This is a genomic window from Leclercia sp. LSNIH1, from assembly GCF_002902985.1.
In the GTDB taxonomy this organism is placed as follows: Bacteria; Pseudomonadota; Gammaproteobacteria; order Enterobacterales; family Enterobacteriaceae; genus Enterobacter.
This window is the reverse complement of the sequence record NZ_CP026167.1, coordinates 1,550,639-1,575,179: the sequence shown is the minus strand read 5'-3', so window position 1 is coordinate 1,575,179 and position 24,541 is coordinate 1,550,639. Positions and strand designations below refer to the sequence as shown.

Here is a 24,541-nt window from a genome sequence, read left to right as displayed (position 1 = left end):
TCTGAGAATGTTTACTACAAATATGCAAAATTTAATCAAAGCTATTCAAAACAGTGGATTGTTTGATGGTGATTGGTATCTAGAACAATACCCAGATGTCAATAAAAGTAATCTTAATGCATTAGAGCATTTCCTCGATTACGGATGGCGGATGGGAAGAAACCCATCAGAATATTTTGATACTAATTTTTATTTAAAAAGCAACAATGATGTACAAAGTTGCGATATTAACCCACTAATTCACTATATTCAAAATGGACACAAAGAAGGTAGAAAGATAAAATCCAGTCGAGACCTTGCAGATACTACTCCAATCAAAACTGAGTTAGCTAATTTACATAACGATTATGCTACGAAAATCAAAAAAGATGAACTAGGTTATTTATTGAATTATGCAGCATTCCTAAGAAAATCAGGATGTCTAGAAAGTTACACTGGGATAGTAAAATACTTAATACTTCATTATGATCAATTCATTGGAAGATTACAAAAAGTTCTTTTATCTCATGTTAAAAATGTCATTTTGTTAACTGAAGATTCTGAGCTTACGAATTTTCTTAAAGAGGAAAGAATAGATTTATTACTTAACTTGAACTTACCAAAATCTAAATTAAAAAAAATTTTTGAACTGCACTCTATATCTCAAAACTATCAAGAAATTGATAATAATTGTATATATGATCTACAAAATAGTGATGACATTATTGATTTACTTATACAAAAACCTGAGATATTAGCAAAGAACCATGAGCTAAACATGCTCTTTGCCAATGCTTTTGCACGTCAACAAAACTGCAAATCATATGAGAACATCATTAAAACGTATTTACAGAAAGAAAATAGCAATTATAGTATTAAAATAGACAGCTTCAATGATAATGTCTTAAAAAATATAAAAATCAGTACAAATGATAAAGACTGGATTGATCATGGCATGATATCCATCATAATGTCTGCTTACAATTCAGAATCAACTATTGAATACGCAGTATGTTCATTATTACAGCAAACTTATAAAAATATTGAAATTTTAGTTTGCGATGATAATAGTAATGACCGGACCTTAGAGATAATAAGGAAGCTGGAAAAGCACGATAAAAGAATCAGGGTTTTCAGTTCTAATAATAATCAGGGCACATATAATATTCGTAATCATATGATTGAAAAAGCAAAAGGTAAATATATTACCTTTCAAGATTCTGATGATTATGCTCTACCCACTAGATTACAAAAACAGATTGATGAATTAAAAAAAAATAAATCAACTATATGTTTTACGAAATGGATAAGAGTAACGCCTGAAGGTCAATTTGTATTTTTTATTGATGGAATTCTTAAAAGATTCTGTGTTGTCTCTGCAATGATCACATCTGAATATATCAGAAGCATAGCTGAGTTTAGATCCTCTCTTGTTGCTGCCGATACTGAATTTTATGAATATTGCAAAAATTCCCTACCTTCTTCTCAAATTGTACACGTTGATTCAACATTAATTTTTGGATTGTGGAGCAGCAGTTCTTTGACGAAAATGTCCAACCTTAATGCAGAACATTCAGGATATATCGCACCAAGGAGAATGTTGTACTCTGAGATATCTGGAAAGCAACGTTTATTAGGGCAAAATATTATCACGGATAAAATTGTAGATGATAAATTGAAAGAGCTTAATATTTACATGAATAAAACTATGATAAAGGAATATTGATTATGATCGTCGCCAATATGGCAACATATCCTGCCAGAAAATCAATTATCGAAACAACAGTACCACAAATAGCAAAACAGGTCGACAAATTGACTATTTGTCTTAATGAATTTACATCCATTCCTAACTTTTTAAATGAAATACCCAATGTTGAGCCAATTGTCCCTAATGAAGACTTTAAAGATGTTGGAAAATTCATTTTAAAGCATCAAGATAATGATGATGTTTTTTATGTTGATGATGACATAATTTATCCAGATAATTACATAACTAAAAGCTGGTAATGACTCCAACTTATTGATAGTGTTTTATGTTCAGATAATGCCCGATGACTTTGTCATGCAGCTCCACCGATTTTGAGAACGACAGCGACTTCCGTCCCAGCCGTGCCAGGTGCTGCCTCAGATTCAGGTTATGCCGCTCAATTCGCTGCGTATATCGCTTGCTGATTACGTGCAGCTTTCCCTTCAGGCGGGATTCATACAGCGGCCAGCCATCCGTCATCCATATCACCACGTCAAAGGGTGACAGCAGGCTCATAAGACGCCCCAGCGTCGCCATAGTGCGTTCACCGAATACGTGCGCAACAACCGTCTTCCGGAGCCTGTCATACGCGTAAAACAGCCAGCGCTGGCGCGATTTAGCCCCGACGTATCCCCACTGTTCGTCCATTTCCGCGCAGACGATGACGTCACTGCCCGGCTGTATGCGCGAGGTTACCAACTGCGGCCTGAGTTTTTTAAATGGCGGAAAATCGTGTTGAGGCCAACGCCCATAATGCGGGCGGTTGCCCGGCATCCAACGCCATTCATGGCCATATCAATGATTTTCTGGTGCGTACCGGGTTGAGAAGCGGTGTAAGTGAACTGCAGTTGCCATGTTTTACGGCAGTGAGAGCAGAGATAGCGCTGATGTCCGGCAGTGCTTTTGCCGTTACGCACCACCCCGTCAGTAGCTGAACAGGAGGGACAGCTGATAGAAACAGAAGCCACTGGAGCACCTCAAAAACACCATCATACACTAAATCAGTAAGTTGGCAGCATCACCCTAAAAGCTTAGATAAATATCAAAAATATAAATCATTAAATCCAATAATTGGATATCATGGAGTTATTTATTCTGATTTATTCGATGGCGATCAAAGCCTACGCAATGTCTTTACTTTTAGACTTGGACTTAATAAAGATAAAATCGTAAACCAACTTGGAACAGGAACAATTCATTGTAAAGGGTGGCAGACACCAACTTTAGATTTTATGAGAGGTTCACAAAAGTATGTTGATTTGAGGTTCGCAGTACATGCTAAAAGAAACTTTTTTCCAATGATTTGTGTTACCAGAAATAAAGAATGGATGAAAGAAGTGGACACAGATGAAACTATATATGAAGGATTCACGAAAAAATGGCCTCCACATGTCACGCATGAATCCTTAGAAATTGCTGGATATTCTAAACTAGATTTTAAATCAGAGTTAAAGTTGATGGAAATTATTAACAGTGATTGATGAAAAATTAATTGAACTAAAAAATTCTGACATTATATGGATTAAACACTCAACAGACGAACTCATTAAAACCATATATCGCATGGATATTTCAGATGCATTAAAAAGAGATAATGTATTTGTTTATTGTTACTTTAAAATAATGCTTGCTAAAGATGGGTATATAATAACAATAAATAAACTTCATCATCATGCAAATGAGATCGAAAACCTGTTATATGTTGAAATTGCATCTTATGTTTATTTAACGGTTGGTGAATACGCTTCACAACTTTCATGCTTAGAAACTATCAGGAAAAACTCTTATGGTTGGGTAGAAAGAGCAAAAATAAAATGCTTAATTGCATTAGGTCATATTAGCGAAGCGATAAATCTTACGAATGAATTACTTTATGTTTCTCAAAACAATAATATTGATTTTGCTCAAAGTGTTTACTGGCAACTTAATCAATGGAAACTTTTAAAAACAATAAGTAAAGGTCTTAACAACGATTACCTTTATAAATTAGCAGAATATAGCGAGAGTATATCTTCAAGACCAAATGGTATAGCATTTAAAGTATATTCATTATTTAATTACTACACTATCAACCAACTTAATTTGCAACTGAAAAACTTCAACGCAAATGGGTTAGATATTATCCCATCATTAGGAATATCTTCTGACCGCCTTACCAAAGGTGCAGCAAGTCTTGTGGGTGATGAAACTAAGAGAGGTATAATTGGAGCATCACTTTCTCATATGAAAATACTTGAGGATATTGCTACAGGCAATGATTCCTTTGCATTAGTTACAGAATCAGATTCTTTTTTGAGTAGAGGCTTTGATATTAACTTAATCGAGGAAGCTATTATTGATGAGTATGATTTTGTTCTATGTGCTAATAGACACTTTAAAACAGATATGAAATGCTATAACTTCGAAAAAATAATAAAATTTGAGTTTGAGGGCCGCGCTTCAGGTTTTGATGGCTATTTTGTAAAGAAAAAGTGCGCAGAAGACATATTGAATAAATTCGACCAAAAATTGCACAATGAACATATTGATGGAAAAATAATACATTGGTTATCTACGATGGGTTATAGAATTGGAGTAACAACTCATCCTATTTTTAGCCAAGGTTTTTGTTCAACCTTTTCAACGAGAGCAAGAGTTGAGCTTTTTAAATAACAATGCACATTGAAATCGATTATTTTAAACAGTTCTCTTCTATTGACAACATTGATATTCAATGTTCAAATAGAATAGATTATAACGTCAAGGTCTCAGTTATCATTTCCTTTTTGGATAAAAATGGAAGTCTCGACACTGCAATACGCAGTATACAAAACCAAAGTTATGCAAACCTTGAGTTGTTATTAATCAATGATTCGCACTATGACAAAAAAAGTATTGGCACTAATTCCGCTTACCCTATAGCCTATAACATTATAAATCTTGGAGCTTATGGTGCTAGAAACACTGGGGTAAAATCTGCCTCAGGCGACTTTATTACTTTCCATGACAGTGACGATTGGTCTCATCCAGAAAAAATTCAATCACAGGTAAAAGCTCTTCTAGAAAACCCTCATGCTGTCGCGAGCGTTTCTCACTGGGCGCGCTGTACTTCGGATTTGGATTTTGAAATCAGGCCTGATGGAACCATTGTTCATCGCAACGTTTCATCATTAATGGTCCGTCGTGAAGTAATTGAGAAATTAGGATATTGGGATAGAGTATCCGTTAATGCCGACACTGAATATTACTACCGAATTTTGGCTGCCTATGGTCCTGAAAGTATCGTTGAAGTATTGCCTGGAGTACCATTAGCACTTGGTAGGCGCCATGCGGGTAGTTTGACTATGCAGCCACAAACCCATTGGAAAACCCAATTTGGCGGAGTGCGCAAAGATTACATGGATGCTGCGCATGAATGGCATAAAGAATGTGCAAAAAGAAACGATTGGTATATGCCTTTTTCACCTCTAAAAAGACCATTCCCTGTCCCAGAACTGATTGATCGTTCAGTAGTAGAATTAGGTGAAAGAGTATGGCCTCACATTCTTGGACATCAATCGGTAGCAGGTAATAAACCTTGTATATTATTATGTGGACATGCGTCTAGCACTCAAAATTTTGGAGCAGAACGTAGCTTACTGGATCTAGCCCAGGCTATTTCACAATTAGGTTATCGCTTGATAATAACCTTACCACAACGTAATGATTCATATATTAACCACCTCAAGCCTTTCTGTAGCAATATTATTTTACTGCCTAGTCCATGGCAACAGGATGCAGAGATTTGGCCAATAGCACTTGATGCATACTCCAAACTTTTATTACTCTTCAAAATAGAAATTGTACATGTTAATACTTTAGTTAATCGAATTCCTTTACTGGCAGCTCGCCGACAAGGAACTAAATCAATACTCCATGTGCGTGAGTTACTAGCTTGGGATACAGCACTTCGCCATTCCATGGATTGTAGTACAGATCTATCACAGCTAATATCTGCAGACTTAGTATTAGCAAACTCAGTATATACAGCAAAATGTATTCTTGATAATGGTTTCAAGGGTAAGCTTACGACAATAGCTAATACTGTTGAACTCAAAGGAGTGTGGCGAGCACGTGGATTCATTAAAGATGAATTAATTCGTGTCGGAATGGTAAGTAGCAATCTTCCTAAAAAAGGACTAGAAGATTTTTTTGCTATAGCTTATGCAGCCAAAAAGCTTAATTTGCCTTTACAATTTGTTCTCATTGGACCCATCAATGATTATGTACAAGCCTTACAAAAAGAAAGTCCTGACAACATCACAATATTAGATTATTGCGATACTCCTGAGCAAGCATTTATACATTTGGATATATTACTAAATCTTTCTCATTTTCAAGAGTCTTTTGGGCGCACTGTCGCTGAAGCCATGCTCGCTGGCAAACCGGTTATTTGCTATCGATGGGGGGCGTTACCAGAACTTATTGAAAATGGCAGCAATGGTTTTTTGGTTCATTTGGGGGATATTGAAGGCGTTGTTAACCGCTTGAATTATCTTTGTAATCACCCAGAACTTATAGAAAAATTAGGAAGTCATGGGCAAATGATTGCTTTTTCACGCTTTAATCCAGAAGCATTTCAGAACAGACTAAGCGATGCTTATCTATCAATCTAAGTTTATGCAAAATAATAATTTCTTTTCCTCTCTTAACTTAAAATAAAAATATTAGTTGAATAAAGTTGTCACAATAAGATTTTAAATAAACAGATAATCAAAATTACTTCATTTATATGTGAATGAATGCATAATTTAAAAGGGAATATTGAGATTATGAACATCGCTATTGCCGGAACAGGATATGTTGGAATTTCTAACGCAGTGTTACTGGCACAGCATCATAAAGTAATAGCATTAGACGTAATAACCGAGAAAGTTGAACAAATTAACAAACGCCAGTCCCCCATCACCGATAAAGAACTTGAAGACTACTTAGCCAACAAGCCTCTAAATCTGCGGGCCACGCTGGACAAAGTCGAAGCTTATCAGGACGCCGAGTTTGTCATTATCGCCACGCCAACTGATTACGATCCTAAGACGAATTACTTCAATACCAGTACCGTCGAAGCCGTCATTCGCGATGTGATCAGCATTAACCCGCATGCGGTTATGGTCATCAAGTCCACCATTCCGGTGGGTTTTACCGAACGCATGCGCCAGGAGTTTGGCACCGAGAACCTGATCTTCTCCCCGGAGTTCCTGCGCGAAGGGCGTGCGCTTTATGACAACCTGTATCCATCACGTATTGTCGTGGGTGAGTGCAGCGAACGTGCGCAACGTTTTGCCGATCTGCTGAAAGAAGGTGCCATTAAGCAGGATGTGCAGGTGCTGTTAACCGGCAGTACCGAAGCCGAGGCGATCAAGCTGTTTGCCAATACCTATCTCGCCATGCGCGTTGCCTATTTCAACGAGCTGGATACCTACGCTCAGTCGCATGGGTTAGACAGCCGTCAGATTATCGAAGGCATTGGTCTGGACCCGCGTATTGGCACGCACTATAACAATCCTTCGTTTGGCTATGGCGGTTACTGTCTGCCTAAAGACACCAAACAGCTGTTAGCCAACTATCAGGAGGTGCCAAACAACCTGATCCGCGCTATCGTCGATGCGAATACCACCCGTAAGGATTTTATTGCCGACAGCGTGATTGCCCGCAAGCCTAAGGTTGTTGGTATTCACCGCCTGGTGATGAAAGCAGGCTCTGATAACTTCCGCTCCTCCGCGATCCAGGGGATCATGAAGCGGATTAAAGCTAAAGGGATCGAAGTCGTCGTCTTTGAGCCAACCATCAAAGAGGATAGCTTCTTTCATTCCCGGGTTATTCGTGACCTCGGTGAATTTAAGGCCATCAGCGATGTGATTCTTTGCAATCGGATGGCTCGCGAGCTAGCGGATGTGGAAGACAAAGTCTACACACGCGATCTGTTTGGTTCAGATTAAAATGCACAAGGAAAGAGGGGTAATCCCCTCTTTATTAGCAATGGACACAGGCAATACTGTTCCCGTTATTTGACTGAGAATGCATTTTGAAATTATTTGTCGCCGCAATTATTAAAAACGAAATGGATGCCCTGCTTGAGTGGATTGCATACCACAGGGTCGTAGGGGTAAGCGGATTTATTATTGCGGATAATGGCAGTAATGATGGTTCGCGTGCTTTTCTTGATGGGCTGGAAAGACTGGGCATCGTAACCGTGCTGGATTTTCCTGATGTCGTAGGGCAAAAGCCGCAGTTACCCGCTTACGAACGTATTTTACGCACTTGCAGTACAGATATCGATTTACTGGCCTTTATCGATGCCGACGAATTCCTGGTACCACTCGATCCTGAACAAAGCATTGCCGCCAGTCTGGACAAATGGTTTAGCGATCCCTCTGTCACTGCTGTCGCTCTGAACTGGTCGAACTTTGGCTCAAACGGGGAACTTTTTGCTGAAGAGGGTTTAGTGACCGAACGCTTCACCCAGCGTGCCCCTCAGCAATTTAATGCCAATAAGAATTTCAAGAGCATCGTCAGGCCCAACAGCGCGATTCACTTTAACAATCCTCATCACGCCGAACTGCGCAATGGCCGCTATATCGATACGCTGGGCAACGATCTGGTCTTACATCCAAAACATGGCAGCGGCGTCAGCGAGGAAGTCATCTGGGGAGAGATGCGGGTTAACCACTATGTGGTCAAATCACTGGAAGAGTTCCTGCTCGGTAAGCATCTACGTGGCAGCGCTGCTACAGCAAATCGCGTCAAACACAAAGCCTACTTCAAAGCCCACGATCGCAACGACGAAACCTGCCTGCTGGCGGCGGCTCTGGCCTCTAAAGTCAAAGCCGAAATGGCAGCAATACAGGCGCAGCTGGATGCCTTGCCCGCAGAAGAGAGTCCACAGAAAAGCGACTCCTGGCTGGCGACCCGCGTCAAAAAGTTAATCGGCTAATCTACGTTTTTTATTTCGACAGGAGTCAGAAGCGGGCTTCACCCGCTTCCGGGTAGTGAATCCACTCATGCAAAGCGATTACCATTGGCACCCTCTGGCGCTGCCAGATTCTTCTTTATCCCGTGCGGGCTGGTTCCTGATCCAGGGCACCCTGCGTGCCCGTCAGCCGCGGGGTGAAACCCGCCTGCGCTGGCAGTGTCAGGGCATCTGGCATGAGCAGATCCTGCCCATCACCCGCCGCGGTACCCTACAGGAGCTAGTCTGGTTGCCGGTGGGCGTCACTCAGGTGGGGCTGCTCGCCAGCAGCGAAGGGGCGGAATGTGAGCTTAACATTGCCCGTTTTGCCCAAGTGTCGGCAGCAAACAGCCTCTGGCGCCGTCTGCGCCGGGTGTGGCCTTTTTATCAGCGCCTGAATGCGCAAAAGCGCAAACGTCTGGGGCTGTCGTGGCACCTGTGGTTTACCGATTTACAGCAGGCTTACACGCTGGTGGGCAAAATCCGCGACGACAGGCCGCTGCACGCCTATGAACACTGGCTGGCGAATTTCGATATCGTGCAGCCCGGTGAACGCCGCCTGATCGATCGCCTGCTGGCCCGCTGGGGCAACCTGCCCCGGGTCTGCCTGCATCTGGTGAACGGCGGCGATGAGACAGGACGCCAGCGCACGCTCGACAGCATCGCGACACTCTGTTACCCGGCCACGCATATCACAGTGCTGGAGCACCCCTCTGACAGTGTCAGGCCAGAGGGAGAATGGCAGTGGGCCATTCCGGTTGGGACGGAACTCGCTCCGGCCGCATTAGTGTGGCTGGCGCACCAGCTGCGCCAGACGCCAGAGGCAAAATGGATCTACGGCGATCACGATCTGCTGGATGAAAAAGGAAAACGCCACTCGCCGGACTTCAAACCGGACTGGAACGAAACCCTGCTGCACAGCCAGAACTATGTCGGCTGGAGTGGCCTCTGGCGGGAACAGGGTACCTTCGCCATCCCGCAGGACGGGGGTGAAAACTACCGCGGCTGGTTGCAGCTGGCCCGGCAGCTCGCGCCCAAAGATATCGCGCACATCCCCGCCCTGCTGATGCACGTCCCGGACGCGCTGGTGCAGCACGATGGCTACGAAACCCTGGCAAACCAGCTGCAAGATTTACCCGTCGGGGTAACGCTGGAGTCAGCTCCGCACGGCATCTGCCGCTGGCGCTGGCCGCTGCCGGAACAGCTTCCCCGGGTGTCGGTGATCATCCCCACCCGCAACGGACTGGCGCATCTCAGGCCGTGTATCGAAAGCCTGGTGCAGCACACCCGCTACCCGAATATCGAAATCATGGTGATGGATAACCAGAGCGACGATCCCGACACGCTGGCCTATTTTGGCTACATTACCCGGGAGTACGGGGTGCGGGTTATCGCGTGGGATCATCCGTTTAACTACTCTGCGATCAACAATGCGGGGGTGCGCGAGGCCACGGGCGAGCTTATCTGCCTGCTTAATAACGACACCGAGGTGATTAACCCGCAGTGGCTGGATGAGATGGTCTCCCACCTGCTGCGCCCGGGCGTCGGCATCGTGGGGGCAAGGCTCTTCTACGGCGATGGCCGGGTCCAGCATGCGGGCGATGCCGTCGGGCCGGGTGGCTGCGCCGACCATTTTCACAGTGGGCTGGCCGCCGATGAACCCGGCTACCAGCGCAGGGCGGTGAGTGCCCAGGAGCTCTCCGCCGTAACGGCGGCCTGTCTGCTCACCCATCGCCAGCTCTTTTTGTCCCTTAACGGCTTAGATGAAGTTAACCTGCCGGTGGCCTTTAACGATGTGGATTATTGTCTGCGGGTCGGCGAGGCTGGCTGGCGTATCGTCTGGACGCCCTTTGCCGAGCTGTATCACCACGAGTCGGTCTCCCGCGGCAAAGATGTCACGCCAGAACAGCTGGCGCGCTCCCAGGGTGAGCTGCGCTATATGAAAAAACGCTGGGTGCAGCGGCTCACACACGATCCCGCATACAATCCCAACCTGAGCTATGACCGACCCGATTTCTCATTAAGTCATGCTCCTAATGTGGTGCTGCCATGGACGAACTAATCAGAAAGGCACTCTTTAAACCATATCTGAAGTTGAATAAGCAAAGCAGCGAGACGCCTGCTGACAACTGGGAGTGCCGCTCTCTGTTGATTCTGCATGAAGGGAATTCACCGACGCTGGCCTATTTTGAAGCGGCCATCCGGCGTCGCTTTCCCGGCGCGGTCTGTCAGCTGGTGGATACCTTAACCACGCCCACTATCGACGTGGATAAAGGGGCGGCCATTGTGGTTATCCGCTTTATCTCCGCCGAGTGGCAGCGCGAAATTGCGCGCAACATCGACGATCTCTCCCAGGTGGTCTACTTCATGGATGACGATCTGTTTGACCCGTCCGCGTTAGGCGCACTTCCCAAAGCCTACCGGACGAAGATCATTCGTCGTTCTGCGGCCCAGCATCGCTGGATCACCTCGCACTGCGACAGTATCTGGGTGTCGACGCCCTACCTTGCCAGTAAATATGCCCACCTCAACCCCGATGTGGTGCCCGCGCAGCCCACGCCGCTGCTGCTGGCCGTTAAGCAACCGGTAAAAATTGCTTACCACGGCTCCAGCTCGCACCAGGCCGAAAAGTACTGGCTGCGTGAGGTGATGGACGGGGTGCTGGCCCAGTGCCCGCAGGCCAGCTTCGAAATCTTTGGCGAACACGAAATCTATAAGCTCTATCGCGATCTGCCGCGCGTGACGGTACTGCATCCCATGAGCTGGCAGAACTATCTGGATTACACCCAGCATCACCGAATCGATATTGGTCTGGCGCCGTTACTGGCGTCAGAATTTAATATGGCGCGCGGGCCAGTAAAATTTTATGATTTCGTTCGCATGGGCGCAGTGGGGGTTTACAGCAACTGCGCGCCCTACAGTGACTTTATAGAGCAAAATATCAATGGCGTGCTGCTGAATAACGATCCGCAGAAGTGGATCGATACCCTGGCACTGCTGGTGAATTCCGGGCAAAAACGTCAGACGCTGGCGAAAAATGCGAAGGAATACTCGTACTCGTTAATCAGTTAAAAACGGGACGGCAAGGGAAATAATGATTTCCACCCTGTAACAGGCGTTGTATTTCAGACTGCCTGCCGCTAAAACACGGTCTGAACGGATAGCAGAGATTGTGTTCTGGTGACCATTTCATTCAATAGAAAAGTAAAAATCGCTTATGAAAATCCTTGTAACCGGTGGAGCCGGTTTTATCGGTTCTGCTGTTGTTCGCCATATCATCCGGGATACGCAGGATGCGGTGATCAACCTTGATAAGCTTACCTACGCGGGCAATCTGGAATCGCTGGCCGAGGTCACAGCGAGCGACCGTTACGCCTTCGAACAGGTGGATATCTGCAATCGTGCAGAGCTGGATCGGGTCTTTGCCACCCATCAACCGGATGCGGTGATGCATCTGGCCGCCGAGAGCCATGTGGATCGCTCCATTACCGGCCCGGCTGATTTTATCGAAACCAATATCGTTGGCACTTACACGCTGCTGGAAGCGGCTCGCGCTTACTGGAGCGAGCTGGATGAATCCCGCAAGCAGGCGTTCCGTTTCCACCACATCTCCACCGACGAAGTGTATGGCGACCTGCCGCACCCGGATGAAGTGAGCGCAGGTAGTGAGCTGCCGCTCTTTACCGAGACCACGCCGTACGCGCCAAGCAGCCCGTACTCCGCGTCGAAAGCCTCCAGCGATCACCTGGTGCGCGCGTGGCGTCGTACCTATGGTTTGCCGACCATCGTCACCAACTGCTCCAACAACTACGGCCCGTATCACTTCCCTGAGAAGCTGATCCCGCTGGTGATCCTCAATGCGCTGGATGGCAAAGCGCTGCCCATCTACGGCAAAGGCGATCAGATCCGCGACTGGCTGTATGTGGAAGATCACGCCCGTGCGCTCTACACCGTGGTCACTACCGGCGTGGTGGGCGAGACTTACAACATCGGCGGCCACAACGAGAAGCAGAACCTGGAGGTGGTCCACACCATCTGCGATCTGCTTGACGAGATGGTGCCGAAAACCGGTTCCTACCGCGACCAGATCACCTACGTGACTGACCGCCCGGGCCACGACCGTCGCTACGCCATCGATGCCAGCAAAATGAGCCATGAGCTGAACTGGCAGCCGCAGGAGACTTTCGAGTCCGGCATCCGTAAAACCGTGCAGTGGTACCTGGATAACCAGCAGTGGGTCAACAACGTGAAAAGCGGCAGTTATCAGGACTGGATCGCGAAGAACTATCAGGAGCGTAACTGATGCATATTCTGCTGTTCGGCAAAAATGGCCAGGTGGGCTGGGAGCTGCAGCGCGCGCTGTTGCCGCTGGGTCGCATCACCGCGGTGGATTTTGACTCCACCGACTACTGCGGCGACTTCAGTAACCCTGAAGGCGTGGCTGAGACCGTGCGTCTGCTGAAGCCGGACGTGATCGTCAATGCCGCCGCCCATACCGCGGTGGATAAAGCCGAGAGCGAGCGCGACTTTGCCGAGCTGCTCAACGCCACAAGCGTAGCCGCCATCGCTAAAGAAGCCGAGGCGCTGGGCGCCTGGCTGGTGCACTACTCCACCGACTACGTCTTCGATGGCAGCGGTGAAAAACCCTGGGTCGAGACAGACCAGACTGCACCGCTGAACGTCTACGGTGAAACCAAGCTGGCGGGCGAGCAGGCTGCTGCGCTCTGCTCCCGTCATCTGGTGTTCCGCACCAGCTGGGTCTATGCCGCCCGTGGCGCTAACTTCGCCAAAACCATGCTGCGCTTTGGCAAAGAGCGCAGCGAAATGTCGGTGATCAACGATCAGTTTGGCGCGCCGACCGGGGCAGAGCTGCTGGCCGACTGCACGGCGCATGCGATCCGTATTGCGCAGGATAAGCCGGAGGTCGCCGGCCTTTATCACCTGATCGCCTCCGGCACCACCACCTGGTTCGAGTATGCCCAGCGGGTCTTTGCGACTGCACGGGCGGCAGGCGTTGAGCTGGCGGTCACCCAGGTGAACGCAGTGCCGACCAGCGCGTTCCCGACGCCGGCAAAACGTCCGCATAACTCACGCCTCGATACCAGCAAGTTCCAGCGCACCTTCGGGCTGACGCTGCCGGACTGGACCCTCGGCGTCGATCGCATGCTTGCCGAAATTCTTGGAAAGTAAATGCAACAGGGTATGCTATGCATGCCTTGTTTTATCGACACGGACCTTTGTCAGGGAGCGGCTCGTTTAGCTCCCTCTACAGCAATCAAACAGATGCCGGATGGCGGTTCGCCGCCCTCCCGAGCAAAACAGAAGAAATGAAGGATTATGAACAAGCGTAAAGGTATTATTCTGGCCGGTGGGTCAGGGACTCGCCTCTATCCGGTCACCATGGCGGTGAGCAAACAGCTGCTGCCAATCTACGACAAGCCGATGATCTACTACCCGCTGAGCACCCTGATGCTGGCCGGTATCCGCGACATCCTGATCATCAGCACCCCGCAGGATACACCGCGCTTTGAGCAGCTGCTGGGCGACGGCAGCCAGTGGGGCCTGAACCTGCAGTACAAAGTGCAGCCAAGCCCGGACGGCCTGGCGCAGGCCTTTATCCTCGGCGAAGAGTTTATCGGCGGCGACGACTGCGCGCTGGTGCTGGGCGACAACATCTTCTACGGCCACGACCTGCAAAAACAGCTGGAAGCCGCCGCCGCCAAACCTGCGGGCGCTACCGTCTTTGCCTATCATGTACACGATCCTGAGCGTTATGGCGTGGTGGAGTTCGACCATGAGGGCACCGCCATCTCTCTGGAAGAGAAACCGCTGGAACCGAAGAGCAACTATGCGGTAACGGGTCTCTACTTCTATGACAACCGCGTGGTTGAGATTGCCAAAAGCCTGAAACCATCCCCACGCGGCGAGCTGGAAATCACTGACGTGAACCGTATCTACCTTGAGCAGGGCGATCTGTCGGTCGCCATGATGGGTCGTGGTTATGCCTGGCTTGATACCGGCACCCACGAGAGCCTGATTGAGGCCAGCAACTTCATCCAGACCATTGAAACCCGTCAGGGGCTGAAAGTGGCCTGTCCTGAAGAGATTGCCTACCGTCTGAAGTTTATCGATGCCGACCAGGTGCGCAAGTTAGCTGCACCGCTGGCGAAGAATGCTTACGGGCAATATCTGCTGAAAATGCTCAAGTAGTCACCATTAACACCTGGGGCGTCATGCCCCATTTATCAATCAGGCCGTAATCATGAACGTAATTCAGACCGCAATCCCCGACGTCTTTATCTTTGAGCCAAAAGTGTTTGGCGATGACCGTGGCTTTTTCTTCGAAAGCTTTAACCACCAGCAGTTCGAAGCTGCCATTGGCCGCAGCGTCAACTTCGTGCAGGACAACCACTCTAAATCCTCAAAAGGCGTTCTGCGTGGCCTGCACTACCAGCTGGCGCCACATGCGCAGGGCAAACTGGTGCGTTGCGTGGCGGGTGAAGTCTTCGACGTGGCGGTGGATATCCGTAAAAGCTCCCCGACCTTCGGTCAGTGGGTGGGTGTGCATCTGTCTGGCGAGAACAAGCGCCAGCTGTGGATCCCGGAAGGTTTCGCCCACGGCTTTATGACCCTGAGCGACACCGCAGAGTTCCTGTATAAAACCACCAACTACTACGCGCCGGAGAGCGACCGCGGCATCCGCTGGAACGATGAGACCATTGGTATTACCTGGCCAGAAATCGACAGCGAGATCCTCACCTCCGCCAAAGACAGCGTTGCCAAATCCTTCCCTGACGCAGAGTACTTCTGAGTCCCACGCCCCGCAGTGACGCGGGGCGTTTTCTGATGCACAGAGCGCACATGACATTCTATACAGGTTCAGCCGGGATCCTGGCGCGAAAAGCGCAGCTTGAGCCGATGCTGGGCCACCCGTTACACGCCTTTAAAACCAACACAGCACTGGCGCAAGACGATGTCCTGGTCGGCTGGGGCCAAAAAACCAATACCCGCCAAATCAGACAAAAAGCCCACGATCTAGGCCTGCCGTACTGGCAGCTTGAGGATGGCTTTATCGGGTATATTGGCCATCCCGCCAGGGGGGGCAAAGCCGTCTCCCTGATCGCCGATCCTGTGGGAATTTACTACGATGCCCGCCAGCCGAGCCGCCTTGAAGAGCTGATCGCGACCCCCTGCGATGACAAGATGCTGGCGCGTGCCGAAGCGCTCACAGCTGAACTGCTGCGTCTTGGCATCACCAAGTACAACTGCTATGCCGCAGGCAGCGGCCTGCCGGATACGCTGGCGACCCGTCTGCATAGCGACCCGCGCCCGAAAGTGCTGCTGATTGACCAGGTGGCGGGGGATCTCTCCATCCCGGGTGCGCTGGCAAGCGAAGACGATTTTGTCGCAATGGTGGCGGCGGCCCGACGTAATCACCCCGATGCCCGCCTGCTGCTGCGCACCCACCCGGATACCCGGCTGGGTAAAAAAAGCGGCGTGCTGGCGCGGCTGGCGCTGGACGATGTGGAGGTGGTGGCCGAACACTGCCATCCCCATGCCCTGCTGAACAGCGTAGAGGCGGTTTATACTGTCTCCTCCCAGATGGGCTTTGAAGCGCTGCTGCTCGGGAAAACGGTCTACTGCTTCGGCATGCCGTTTTATGCGGGCTGGGGGCTGACCCACGACAGCAAAACCTGCCCGCGTCGCCAGGGGCCGATCGCCCTGCCCCAGCTGGTGGCGGCGGCGCTGATCCTCTACCCGCGCTATCTGGACCCGATCCTGGGCCAGCGCTGCGAAGTGGAGCAGGTACTCGACATTATTGCCGGTCAGCAGAATCCCGCCCCGCGCTATCGCCGTCTCTATATGGTGGGCTTCTCGCTGTGGAAGCGCGCCTTTATGCGCGCCTTCTGCCAGCCGCTGGCCGAAGAGCTGCGCTTTGTACGCAAACTGCCTGAAACGCTGGCCGCCGACGAACAGGTGCTGGTGTGGGGCAGCCGTCATCCTGAACTCAACAGCGCCATCCGGGTGGAAGATGGTTTTATCCGCTCCCGGGGGCTGGGCTCGAATCTGTGCCGCCCTTCGTCGCTCTCCATCGACCCGGTGGGGATCTACTTCGACAGTCGCCGTCCAAGCGGGCTGGAGCAGTTGCTAAATCAGCATGAGCTTACCGACCAGGAGCTGGCTCGCGGCGAGACGCTGGTGGATCTGCTCCGCCAGCACGGGGTGAGCAAATATAACGTCGGCACCGTACAGCCCTTCACCCCACCCGGTGATGGCCGTTCTCTGGTGCTGGTGGTGGGCCAGGTGGATGGCGATGCCTCGATCCTCACCGGCAGCCCGGTCATCCGCAGCAACGAAGCGCTGCTGTGGGCGGTACGTGACGCCAGACCAGAGGCGCATATCCTGTTTAAACCGCACCCGGACGTGGTGGCGGGCAACCGGGCCGGGGCTATCTCTGCCGAATGTCTGGCAAGCTGCGTCGACAGCCAGGTGCTGGATCTGGGCCTCACCAGTCTCTATCCCCATGTGGATGAGCTGCACACCATGACGTCGCTGAGCGGCTTTGAAGCACTGGTGCAGGGGGTGAAGGTCACCACCTGGGGCCAGCCGTTCTACAGCGGCTGGGGGCTCACCGAAGACAGACATCCCGCCCCGCGTCGTCAGCGCCCTCTTTCGCTGGCGGCGCTGGTCTATCTGACGCTGGTGGCCTACCCGCGCTATATCGACTGGCAGAGCGGGCTGTGGATGAGCCCGGAGCAGTTGATCCGCCAGCTGGCCGCGCAGGGGCACTCCTCATCGCAAAAAGCCAGCCGCTGGCAGCGCTGGCAGCTCAAACTGAGCTATCTCGTTCAGACACTTCGCTAGCAAACTATTTATCCTGATTTACTAAAGAAAAGCGGTCATCAAGCCGTTACTCACTCTTCATCAACGGACCGATCTGGGAAAAATAATGGAAGAGCAAGCTATCCGCCACCTGCTAAATGGCCGTCGATATCTTTTACTACAAGGACCGATGGGCCCCTGCTTTTCACGTCTGGCGATCTGGCTGCAGCACAGCCACCGCGAAGTAAAGCAGGTCTGCTTTAACGCCGGAGACGCCTGGTATGCCGCGAAAGAGACGTCGCTGCACTACACCGGTCCGGTGAAAAATTTTGCCTTCTGGCTGCGCGACCTGCATAAAACCTACCCCTTCGACACCATCGTCTGCTTCGGGGATTGCCGCCCGATGCATGTCGAAGCGAAGAAGTGGGCGCGCGGCAAAGCCATCGACTTTCTCGCCTTTGAGGAGGGGTATTTCCGGCCATTTTATATCACCCTGGAAAAAGGGGGCGTGAACGCCTTCTCCTCAATGCCCATCGATGCGAAATATTATCGCGAGCAGCCGCTGCCGGAGCTGAAAACCCCGACGCCGTGGAAGCCCAGCGCCTTTAACCGTGCCGCCCACGCCATGCTCTACTACGCGGCGGGCTGGTTTGGTCGCCATCGCTATCGCGGCTACCGCCACCACAAGTCGTTCTCCCCGTGGTATGAGATGCGCTGCTGGTTCCGTGCCGGCCGCCGTAAGCTGTGGTATCGCTGGAAGCAGCGCCACATGCTGCGGCATATCACCGAAACGCTGGACAACGCTTACTACCTGGCGATTTTGCAGGTCTACAACGACAGCCAGATCATTCATCACAGCCCGTATAAAGACGTGCGTGACTATATCGAAACCGTGATCCGCTCGTTCGCCCGCCATGCGCCGAAAGAACATCATCTGGTGTTCAAGCATCACCCGATGGATCGCGGTCATCGCTATTATGGCGTGCTGATTAATACGCTGTGCGAGAAGTACGGCATTACGGCTGACCGGGTGATCTATATCCACGATCTCTCCCTGCCCGCCCTGCTTACCCACACCCGGGGGGTGATCACCGTTAACAGCACTGCGGGGCTGTCGGCGCTTATCCACAACAAGCCGCTCAAGGTGATGGGCAAAGCGCTGTACGACATCGAAGGCTTAACCTGGCAGGGGCCGTTGAACCAGTTCTGGCGAGCGGATTTCGCGCCTGACAAGCAGCTGTTCCAGCGTTTTCGTACCCACCTGCTCTACAACACGCAGATCAACGCCGTGTTTTACGGTAAGTCCGACTGGCTTAACGTTCCGACCGAACTCCCCCTGCCGGGTTCCATTACCGATTCCGAACTCGAACGCTAATTCACCCCTACGCCGGGGAGATTGCCCCGGCGGATCCGATCTGCCCCTCGCTTTTATCCCCTCGTTGTAAAAATAACTAATGTTTACCCCTAATCTGGCCGTTATAACCTAAGACAAATTTTCACGCCGCTTTTTGCACTGACATATTTTGTCAGCACGCACCGGCGTAATTCACAGCAATGTTTTAAATCACGGGAAAGCTATATGACAATTCCGACTAGGAGTCGCTCGGCTGAAAGGTTGGTAGATATTCTGCTGGAGCTTCATTTACACGGCGTGGTTAACCGCCAGGCATTGATGCATAAATTTAATATTACTGAGCGCACCGTCTATCGCGATCTGAATGCACTCTCGCCAATTGTGGAGTACACCGGAAACGGGCTGTACCGGCTTATTCATTCCCCGCAAGGACACACCGGACCGGGGCTGCATCACGTCATTGCTAACTTCCTGAATGTGGATGACTATTTTCCTGATAAAGGGCGTGAATTCTGGCAGAAACTGGAGTCACGGGTGGAGGAAAACCATATTATGATCCTCGGTAACGAGGCCGAGCGGAAAGAAAAATGGGATATTCACGCGCAGCTTGCGGCCTTTGAGAAGGCGATTAAGGGCCAGCAGATTTGCCAGATCCTCTATAAAGGAAAATCGCGCCAGGTTAACCCTTATAAAATAATTAACAAAAAAAATATATGGTATTTACAAGCCACCGAAGATGGCAGATTGAAATCGTTTTCTTTAAGCCTTATTCAGTGGCTGGATATTCGCAGCGAAACCTTCTCGCCAGATAATGACACCCTCGAATTGCTGGAAAAAAATCCCGACCCGTGGGTCAGCGAAGAGACATTCGAAGTGGATGTGCTTATTCCCGCCACCATTGCGCACTATTTTAAACGCCGCGATCTGCTGCCCGGCCAGGAAATTCTGGCGGAAGATAAAAACGGCATCACCCTGCGCTGCCATGCCGCACATGAAAACCAGATCCTGCCGCTGCTCTTCTACTGGCTGCCTAACATCGAGGTGCTGGAACCGGCATGGCTGAAGCAGAAGTTCGTTGCCATCCTGGAGAACTATCTGGCTGACGTGGAGTGATCCGCCCCTGACATCGTGATCCCCTTCACACAATTCCCTCCTCTGACGGCGAGCCTGAACCACTCGCCCTCGCAGTTGACCGCTCATCCCGCCATACAACCACTCACCGATTTACCTTCCTTTACACGCGCAAGGCTCTGGCAAGATCGCCGTAGCATTAATCACTCTCTCTACAGCGAACCCTGACGCTTTTTTCATCTAAAAACCAGGTCTTATTATGGATATCAAAAAACTACTTAAGCACGTCCCCTGGCTGCTGCTTGGGATACTCGGGGCATGTTGCCTTGCCGTCGTCGCCCTGCGTCGCGGCGAGCACATCAGCGCCCTGTGGATCGTCGTGGCCTCCGTGTCGGTCTATCTGGTGGCGTACCGCTACTACAGCCTCTACATCGCGCAAAAGGTCATGAAGCTCGACCCGACGCGCGCCACCCCGGCGGTCATTAACAATGACGGCCTGAACTACGTGCCAACCAACCGCTACGTGCTGTTTGGTCACCACTTTGCGGCTATCGCAGGCGCGGGTCCGCTGGTTGGGCCGGTCCTGGCGGCGCAGATGGGCTACCTGCCGGGTACCCTGTGGCTGCTGGCGGGCGTGGTGCTGGCGGGTGCGGTGCAGGACTTTATGGTGCTGTTTATCTCTTCTCGCCGTAACGGCGCTTCTCTGGGTGAGATGATCAAAGAAGAGATGGGCCGCGTCCCAGGCACCATCGCCCTGTTCGGCTGCTTCCTGATCATGATCATCATCCTTGCGGTGCTGGCGCTGATCGTGGTGAAAGCGCTGGCGGAAAGTCCGTGGGGCGTCTTCACCGTCTGCTCTACCGTGCCGATTGCGCTGTTCATGGGGATCTATATGCGATTCCTGCGTCCGGGCCGCGTGGGTGAAGTGTCGGTGATTGGTATCGTGCTGCTGGTGGCCTCCATCTACTTCGGCGGCGTGATTGCCCACGACCCGTACTGGGGCCCGGCGCTGACCTTTAAAGACACCACCATCACCTTTGCGCTGATTGGTTACGCCTTTATCTCCGCCCTGCTGCCGGTATGGCTGATTCTGGCGCCACGCGATTACCTGGCGACCTTCCTGAAAATCGGCGTGATCGTCGGTCTGGCGATCGGCATCGTGATCATCAACCCTGAGCTGAAAATGCCTGCGGTGACCCAGTACATCGACGGTACCGGTCCACTGTGGAAAGGCGCGCTGTTCCCGTTCCTGTTTATCACCATTGCCTGTGGTGCGGTCTCTGGCTTCCACGCCCTGATCGCCTCCGGCACTACGCCGAAACTGCTGGCGAACGAAACCGACGCGCGCTTTATCGGTTACGGCGCGATGCTGATGGAGTCCTTCGTGGCGGTCATGGCCCTGGTGGCGGCCTCCATCATCGAGCCGGGTCTCTACTTCGCGATGAACACCCCACCTGCGGGCCTGGGCATTACCATGCCGAACCTGCATGAGATGGGCGGTGACAACGCGGCGCTGATCATGGCGCAGCTGAAAGACGTAAGCGCCCACGCGGCGGCGACCGTCAGCTCCTGGGGCTTTGTGATCTCCCCTGAGCAGATCATGCAGACAGCCAAAGACATCGGCGAACCGTCGGTGCTGAACCGTGCCGGTGGCGCACCAACCCTGGCGGTCGGTATCGCCCACGTGTTCCACAAAGTGCTGCCGTGGGCGGACATGGGCTTCTGGTACCACTTCGGTATTCTGTTCGAAGCGCTGTTCATCCTTACCGCGCTGGATGCCGGTACCCGTGCAGGCCGCTTTATGCTCCAGGATCTGCTGGGTAACTTCGTGCCGTTCCTGAAGAAGACCGACTCGCTGGTGGCGGGCATCCTGGGTACCGCGGGCTGCGTAGGTCTGTGGGGCTATCTGCTGTATCAGGGCGTAGTCGACCCCCTGGGCGGCGTGAAGAGCCTGTGGCCGCTGTTCGGTATCTCTAACCAGATGCTGGCGGCTGTCGCCCTGGTGCTCGGCACCGTGGTGCTGGTGAAGATGAAGCGCACCAAATATATCTGGGTGACCGTGGTACCTGCTCTGTGGCTGCTGCTCTGCACCACCTGGGCGCTGGGTCTGAAACTGTTCAGCTCCAACCCGCAGCTGGAAGGCTTCTTCTTTATGGCGAACCAGTACAAAGAGAAGATTGCCGCAGGCGGCGGTGAGCTGACTGCCCAGCAGATTGCCAACATGAACCATATCGTGGTGAACAACTACACCAACGCGGGTCTGAGCATTCTGTTCCTGGTGGTGGTCTACAGCATCATCTTCTACGGCATCAAAACCTGGATAAAAGTGCGTAACGCCGAGGGTCGTACCGATAAAGAGACGCCGTACGTACCGGTGCCGGAAGGCGGCGTGAAGACCTCTTCACACCACTAAAACAATGGCGGGTGGCGCTGCGCTGACCCGCCCTACAACGGTACTGTAGGCCCGGATCGCTGCGCGCCACCGGGCTTTTTCTATCTGGATGGCACAATGTTTGGTAACTTAGGCGAAGCAAAAAAATATCTCGGTCAGGCAGCGAAAATGCTGATTGGCATTCCGGACTATGACAACTACGTTGAGCATATGAAGACCAACCATCCGGATAAGCCGTACATGACCTACAACGAATTCTTCCGCGAGCGTCAGGAAGCGCGCTATGGCGGAGGAGGAGAAGGCGGCGTACGCTGCTGCTGAAGGAGAAACCATGACACCGATTGCAGTTACCCTACTCACCGGCTTTCTCGGCGCGGGCAAAACCACCCTGCTGCGTCACATCCTTAACGAACAGCACGGCTTTAAAATCGCCGTCATCGAAAATGAGTTCGGTGAAGTCTCGGTGGACGACCAGCTGATTGGCGATCGCGCCACACAGATCAAAACCCTGACCAATGGCTGCATCTGCTGCACCCGCTCCAACGAACTCGAAGATGCCCTGCTCGACCTGCTCGACAGCCGCGATCGGGGTGAGATCGACTTCGACCGCCTGGTGATTGAGTGCACCGGCATGGCCGACCCCGGCCCGATTATTCAGACCTTTTTCTCCCATGAGATCCTCTGCCAGCGCTATCTGCTGGACGGCGTGATCGCCCTGGTCGATGCGGTCCACGCCGACGACCAGATGAACCAGTTCACCATCGCCCAGTCACAGGTGGGCTACGCCGACCGCATCCTGCTGACCAAAACCGATGTGGCGGGCGAGAGTGAAAAACTGCGCGAGCGCCTGATGCGCATCAACTCCCGGGCCCCCATCTATACCGTCACCCATGGCGATATCGACCTGTCTCAGCTGTTCAACACCAACGGCTTTATGCTGGAAGAGAATGTCACCACTAAACCGCGCTTCCACTTTATGGCGGACAAGCAGAACGACGTGGCGTCGATTGTGGTGGAGCTGGATTACCCGGTGGATATCAGCGAAGTCTCCCGGGTAATGGAGAACCTGCTGCTGTCGTTTGCCGACAAACTGCTGCGCTACAAAGGGATGCTCTGGATCGACGGCGAACCGAACCGCCTGCTGTTCCAGGGCGTACAGCGTCTCTACAGCGCCGACTGGGATCGCCCCTGGGGCGACGAGCAGCCGCACAGCGTGATGGTGTTTATTGGCATTGAGCTGCCGGAAGAAGAGATTCGCGCAGGGTTTGCGGGATTACGGAAGTAACAGTCCGGATGATGCTCATATCAGCATTATGGGCATCATCTTTTATCAGGTTCCGCTCATGTAAAATGTAAATCCACGTTTTTATCTGTTACTTCAGAAACATTTTCGGAAATTATAAGAAACTCAATTAATACTTAACTAATTACTTTTCCCGCCCCGTTCAGTTTCTGTTTAGGCGCTCATCTAAACCTCCGCTCAACGTGAAAAATTTAACGATTGACCCGACGCTATTTAAACTTTTCGCCCACATCAATCGAACAAATTTCAAACAAAATCAGCATAAAACCGCGCTCATGAGCACATTTGCAGCCATAAACCTCGCCTGTTAGGGTGTGCGCAGACAAATTAGATGACGAGGCATAAAACATGAAAAAGCTTAATATCTTCATCCTTGGTGCACTGACCGCGATTTCTGGCTCCGCGATGGCCATGGGCGGCAGCATTGAGCAGAGCAAAAACTTCACCAATCTGAACCTTGAGATGGGTAAATCCTCCTCAGGTCTGTATGCCGAAGGTAACTGGCTGAAAAACACCGATGACGGCACCCAGACCGGCGGTGTTGGCGCGGGTTATAACCTGGAAGTGGGGCCGGTGATGCTCAATGCCGGTGCGAAAGCCATCTACCTCGGACCGAAGAAAGGCGATAACGGCGTGGCATTCCCTATCGGTGGTGGCGTCAACCTGGCCCTGACCGACAGCATCCACGTTTACGGTGAAGGCTATGTCGCGCCGGAAGGACTGAATAACAGCGTGAAAAACTACGTTGAAGCCAACGGCGGCGTGAGCTGGACGCCGGTTACCCCCGTAACCCTGAAGGTGGGTTACCGTCACGTCAGCGTTGACGGCAAAGATGGCCGTCCGGGCCACACCCTGATTGACGGCGCCTACGTTGGCGGCGGCGTCACCTTCTGATAAAGCCA

General features: G+C 51.2%; 20 protein-coding genes. 19 read left to right on the top strand and 1 reads right to left on the bottom strand.

The window, feature by feature from the left end; all coding sequences use genetic code 11:
• Window positions 1-7: 7 nt before the first annotated feature.
• On the top strand, window positions 8-1,705 hold the full coding sequence (locus tag C2U54_RS07920) for a glycosyltransferase family 2 protein (protein ID WP_103178132.1): 1,698 nt from the start codon (window positions 8-10) through the stop codon (window positions 1,703-1,705).
• Between the two features lie 2 nt (window positions 1,706-1,707).
• Window positions 1,708-1,989: a hypothetical protein gene (locus C2U54_RS07915; protein WP_103178131.1), complete on the top strand. Its 282-nt coding sequence runs from the start codon at window positions 1,708-1,710 to the stop codon at window positions 1,987-1,989.
• 10 nt (window positions 1,990-1,999) lie between these two features.
• Here the strand turns inward: C2U54_RS07915 and C2U54_RS07910 are convergent.
• Window positions 2,000-2,697, bottom strand: a protein-coding gene (locus C2U54_RS07910) for an IS1-like element IS1B family transposase (RefSeq protein ID WP_103178130.1) whose coding sequence is annotated in 2 segments (ribosomal slippage) — window positions 2,000-2,448 and window positions 2,448-2,697 — 699 coding nt in all. Because the reading frame shifts where the segments join, the coding sequence is not laid out codon by codon here.
• A gap of 505 nt (window positions 2,698-3,202) precedes the next feature.
• Here C2U54_RS07910 and C2U54_RS07895 point away from each other — a divergent pair.
• The 17 genes from C2U54_RS07895 to C2U54_RS07815 all read left to right on the top strand — a co-directional run bounded on the left by C2U54_RS07895 (window position 3,203) and on the right by C2U54_RS07815 (window position 24,533).
• Entirely contained in the window at window positions 3,203-4,381 is a 1,179-nt protein-coding gene (locus tag C2U54_RS07895; protein WP_103178128.1) for a hypothetical protein, read from the top strand.
• 2 nt (window positions 4,382-4,383) lie between these two features.
• A complete protein-coding gene (locus C2U54_RS07890) occupies window positions 4,384-6,363 on the top strand; it encodes a glycosyltransferase (protein WP_103178127.1) in 1,980 nt (659 codons plus the stop codon).
• Between the two features lie 156 nt (window positions 6,364-6,519).
• The gene (locus tag C2U54_RS07885) at window positions 6,520-7,686 is read left to right on the top strand and encodes a nucleotide sugar dehydrogenase (RefSeq protein WP_103181022.1); all 1,167 of its coding nucleotides are present in this window, start codon (window positions 6,520-6,522) and stop codon (window positions 7,684-7,686) included.
• Window positions 7,687-7,772: 86 nt separating this feature from the next.
• A complete protein-coding gene (locus C2U54_RS07880; protein ID WP_103178126.1) occupies window positions 7,773-8,681 on the top strand; it encodes a glycosyltransferase family 2 protein in 909 nt (302 codons plus the stop codon).
• Between the two features lie 67 nt (window positions 8,682-8,748).
• The gene (locus C2U54_RS07875) at window positions 8,749-10,758 is read left to right on the top strand and encodes a glycosyltransferase family 2 protein (protein ID WP_103178125.1); all 2,010 of its coding nucleotides are present in this window, start codon (window positions 8,749-8,751) and stop codon (window positions 10,756-10,758) included.
• The gene (locus C2U54_RS07870) at window positions 10,746-11,768 is read left to right on the top strand and encodes a glycosyl transferase group 1 family protein (protein ID WP_103178124.1); all 1,023 of its coding nucleotides are present in this window, start codon (window positions 10,746-10,748) and stop codon (window positions 11,766-11,768) included. Before C2U54_RS07875 ends, C2U54_RS07870 begins: the two co-directional genes overlap by 13 nt.
• Window positions 11,769-11,913: 145 nt before the next feature.
• Window positions 11,914-12,999 carry a dTDP-glucose 4,6-dehydratase gene (gene rfbB / locus C2U54_RS07865; RefSeq protein WP_103178123.1) on the top strand — a complete coding sequence of 362 codons (1,086 nt, stop codon included), beginning with the start codon at window positions 11,914-11,916 and terminating at the stop codon, window positions 12,997-12,999.
• Complete coding sequence (gene rfbD / locus C2U54_RS07860; RefSeq protein ID WP_103178122.1) at window positions 12,999-13,886, top strand: dTDP-4-dehydrorhamnose reductase; 888 nt, start codon at window positions 12,999-13,001, stop codon at window positions 13,884-13,886. The genes rfbB and rfbD overlap by 1 nt, the downstream gene beginning before the upstream one ends.
• Window positions 13,887-14,033: 147 nt before the next feature.
• The gene (rfbA, locus tag C2U54_RS07855; protein WP_059308801.1) at window positions 14,034-14,906 is read left to right on the top strand and encodes a glucose-1-phosphate thymidylyltransferase RfbA; all 873 of its coding nucleotides are present in this window, start codon (window positions 14,034-14,036) and stop codon (window positions 14,904-14,906) included.
• A gap of 52 nt (window positions 14,907-14,958) precedes the next feature.
• Complete coding sequence (gene rfbC, locus C2U54_RS07850; RefSeq protein WP_016236887.1) at window positions 14,959-15,507, top strand: dTDP-4-dehydrorhamnose 3,5-epimerase; 549 nt, start codon at window positions 14,959-14,961, stop codon at window positions 15,505-15,507.
• 50 nt (window positions 15,508-15,557) lie between these two features.
• The gene (locus tag C2U54_RS07845) at window positions 15,558-17,561 is read left to right on the top strand and encodes a capsular polysaccharide biosynthesis protein (RefSeq protein ID WP_103178121.1); all 2,004 of its coding nucleotides are present in this window, start codon (window positions 15,558-15,560) and stop codon (window positions 17,559-17,561) included.
• 85 nt (window positions 17,562-17,646) lie between these two features.
• Complete coding sequence (locus C2U54_RS07840) at window positions 17,647-18,894, top strand: capsule biosynthesis protein (protein ID WP_103178120.1); 1,248 nt, start codon at window positions 17,647-17,649, stop codon at window positions 18,892-18,894.
• A 204-nt stretch (window positions 18,895-19,098) separates the two neighbouring features.
• Window positions 19,099-19,986: a helix-turn-helix transcriptional regulator gene (locus tag C2U54_RS07835; RefSeq protein ID WP_103178119.1), complete on the top strand. Its 888-nt coding sequence runs from the start codon at window positions 19,099-19,101 to the stop codon at window positions 19,984-19,986.
• A gap of 217 nt (window positions 19,987-20,203) precedes the next feature.
• Complete coding sequence (locus C2U54_RS07830) at window positions 20,204-22,357, top strand: carbon starvation CstA family protein (RefSeq protein ID WP_103178118.1); 2,154 nt, start codon at window positions 20,204-20,206, stop codon at window positions 22,355-22,357.
• Between the two features lie 96 nt (window positions 22,358-22,453).
• A complete protein-coding gene (locus C2U54_RS07825; protein ID WP_032616354.1) occupies window positions 22,454-22,657 on the top strand; it encodes a YbdD/YjiX family protein in 204 nt (67 codons plus the stop codon).
• Between the two features lie 10 nt (window positions 22,658-22,667).
• Entirely contained in the window at window positions 22,668-23,621 is a 954-nt protein-coding gene (yjiA, locus tag C2U54_RS07820) for a GTPase (RefSeq protein WP_103178117.1), read from the top strand.
• A 366-nt stretch (window positions 23,622-23,987) separates the two neighbouring features.
• On the top strand, window positions 23,988-24,533 hold the full coding sequence (locus C2U54_RS07815) for a YfaZ family outer membrane protein (protein WP_103178116.1): 546 nt from the start codon (window positions 23,988-23,990) through the stop codon (window positions 24,531-24,533).
• Window positions 24,534-24,541: the final 8 nt, after the last annotated feature.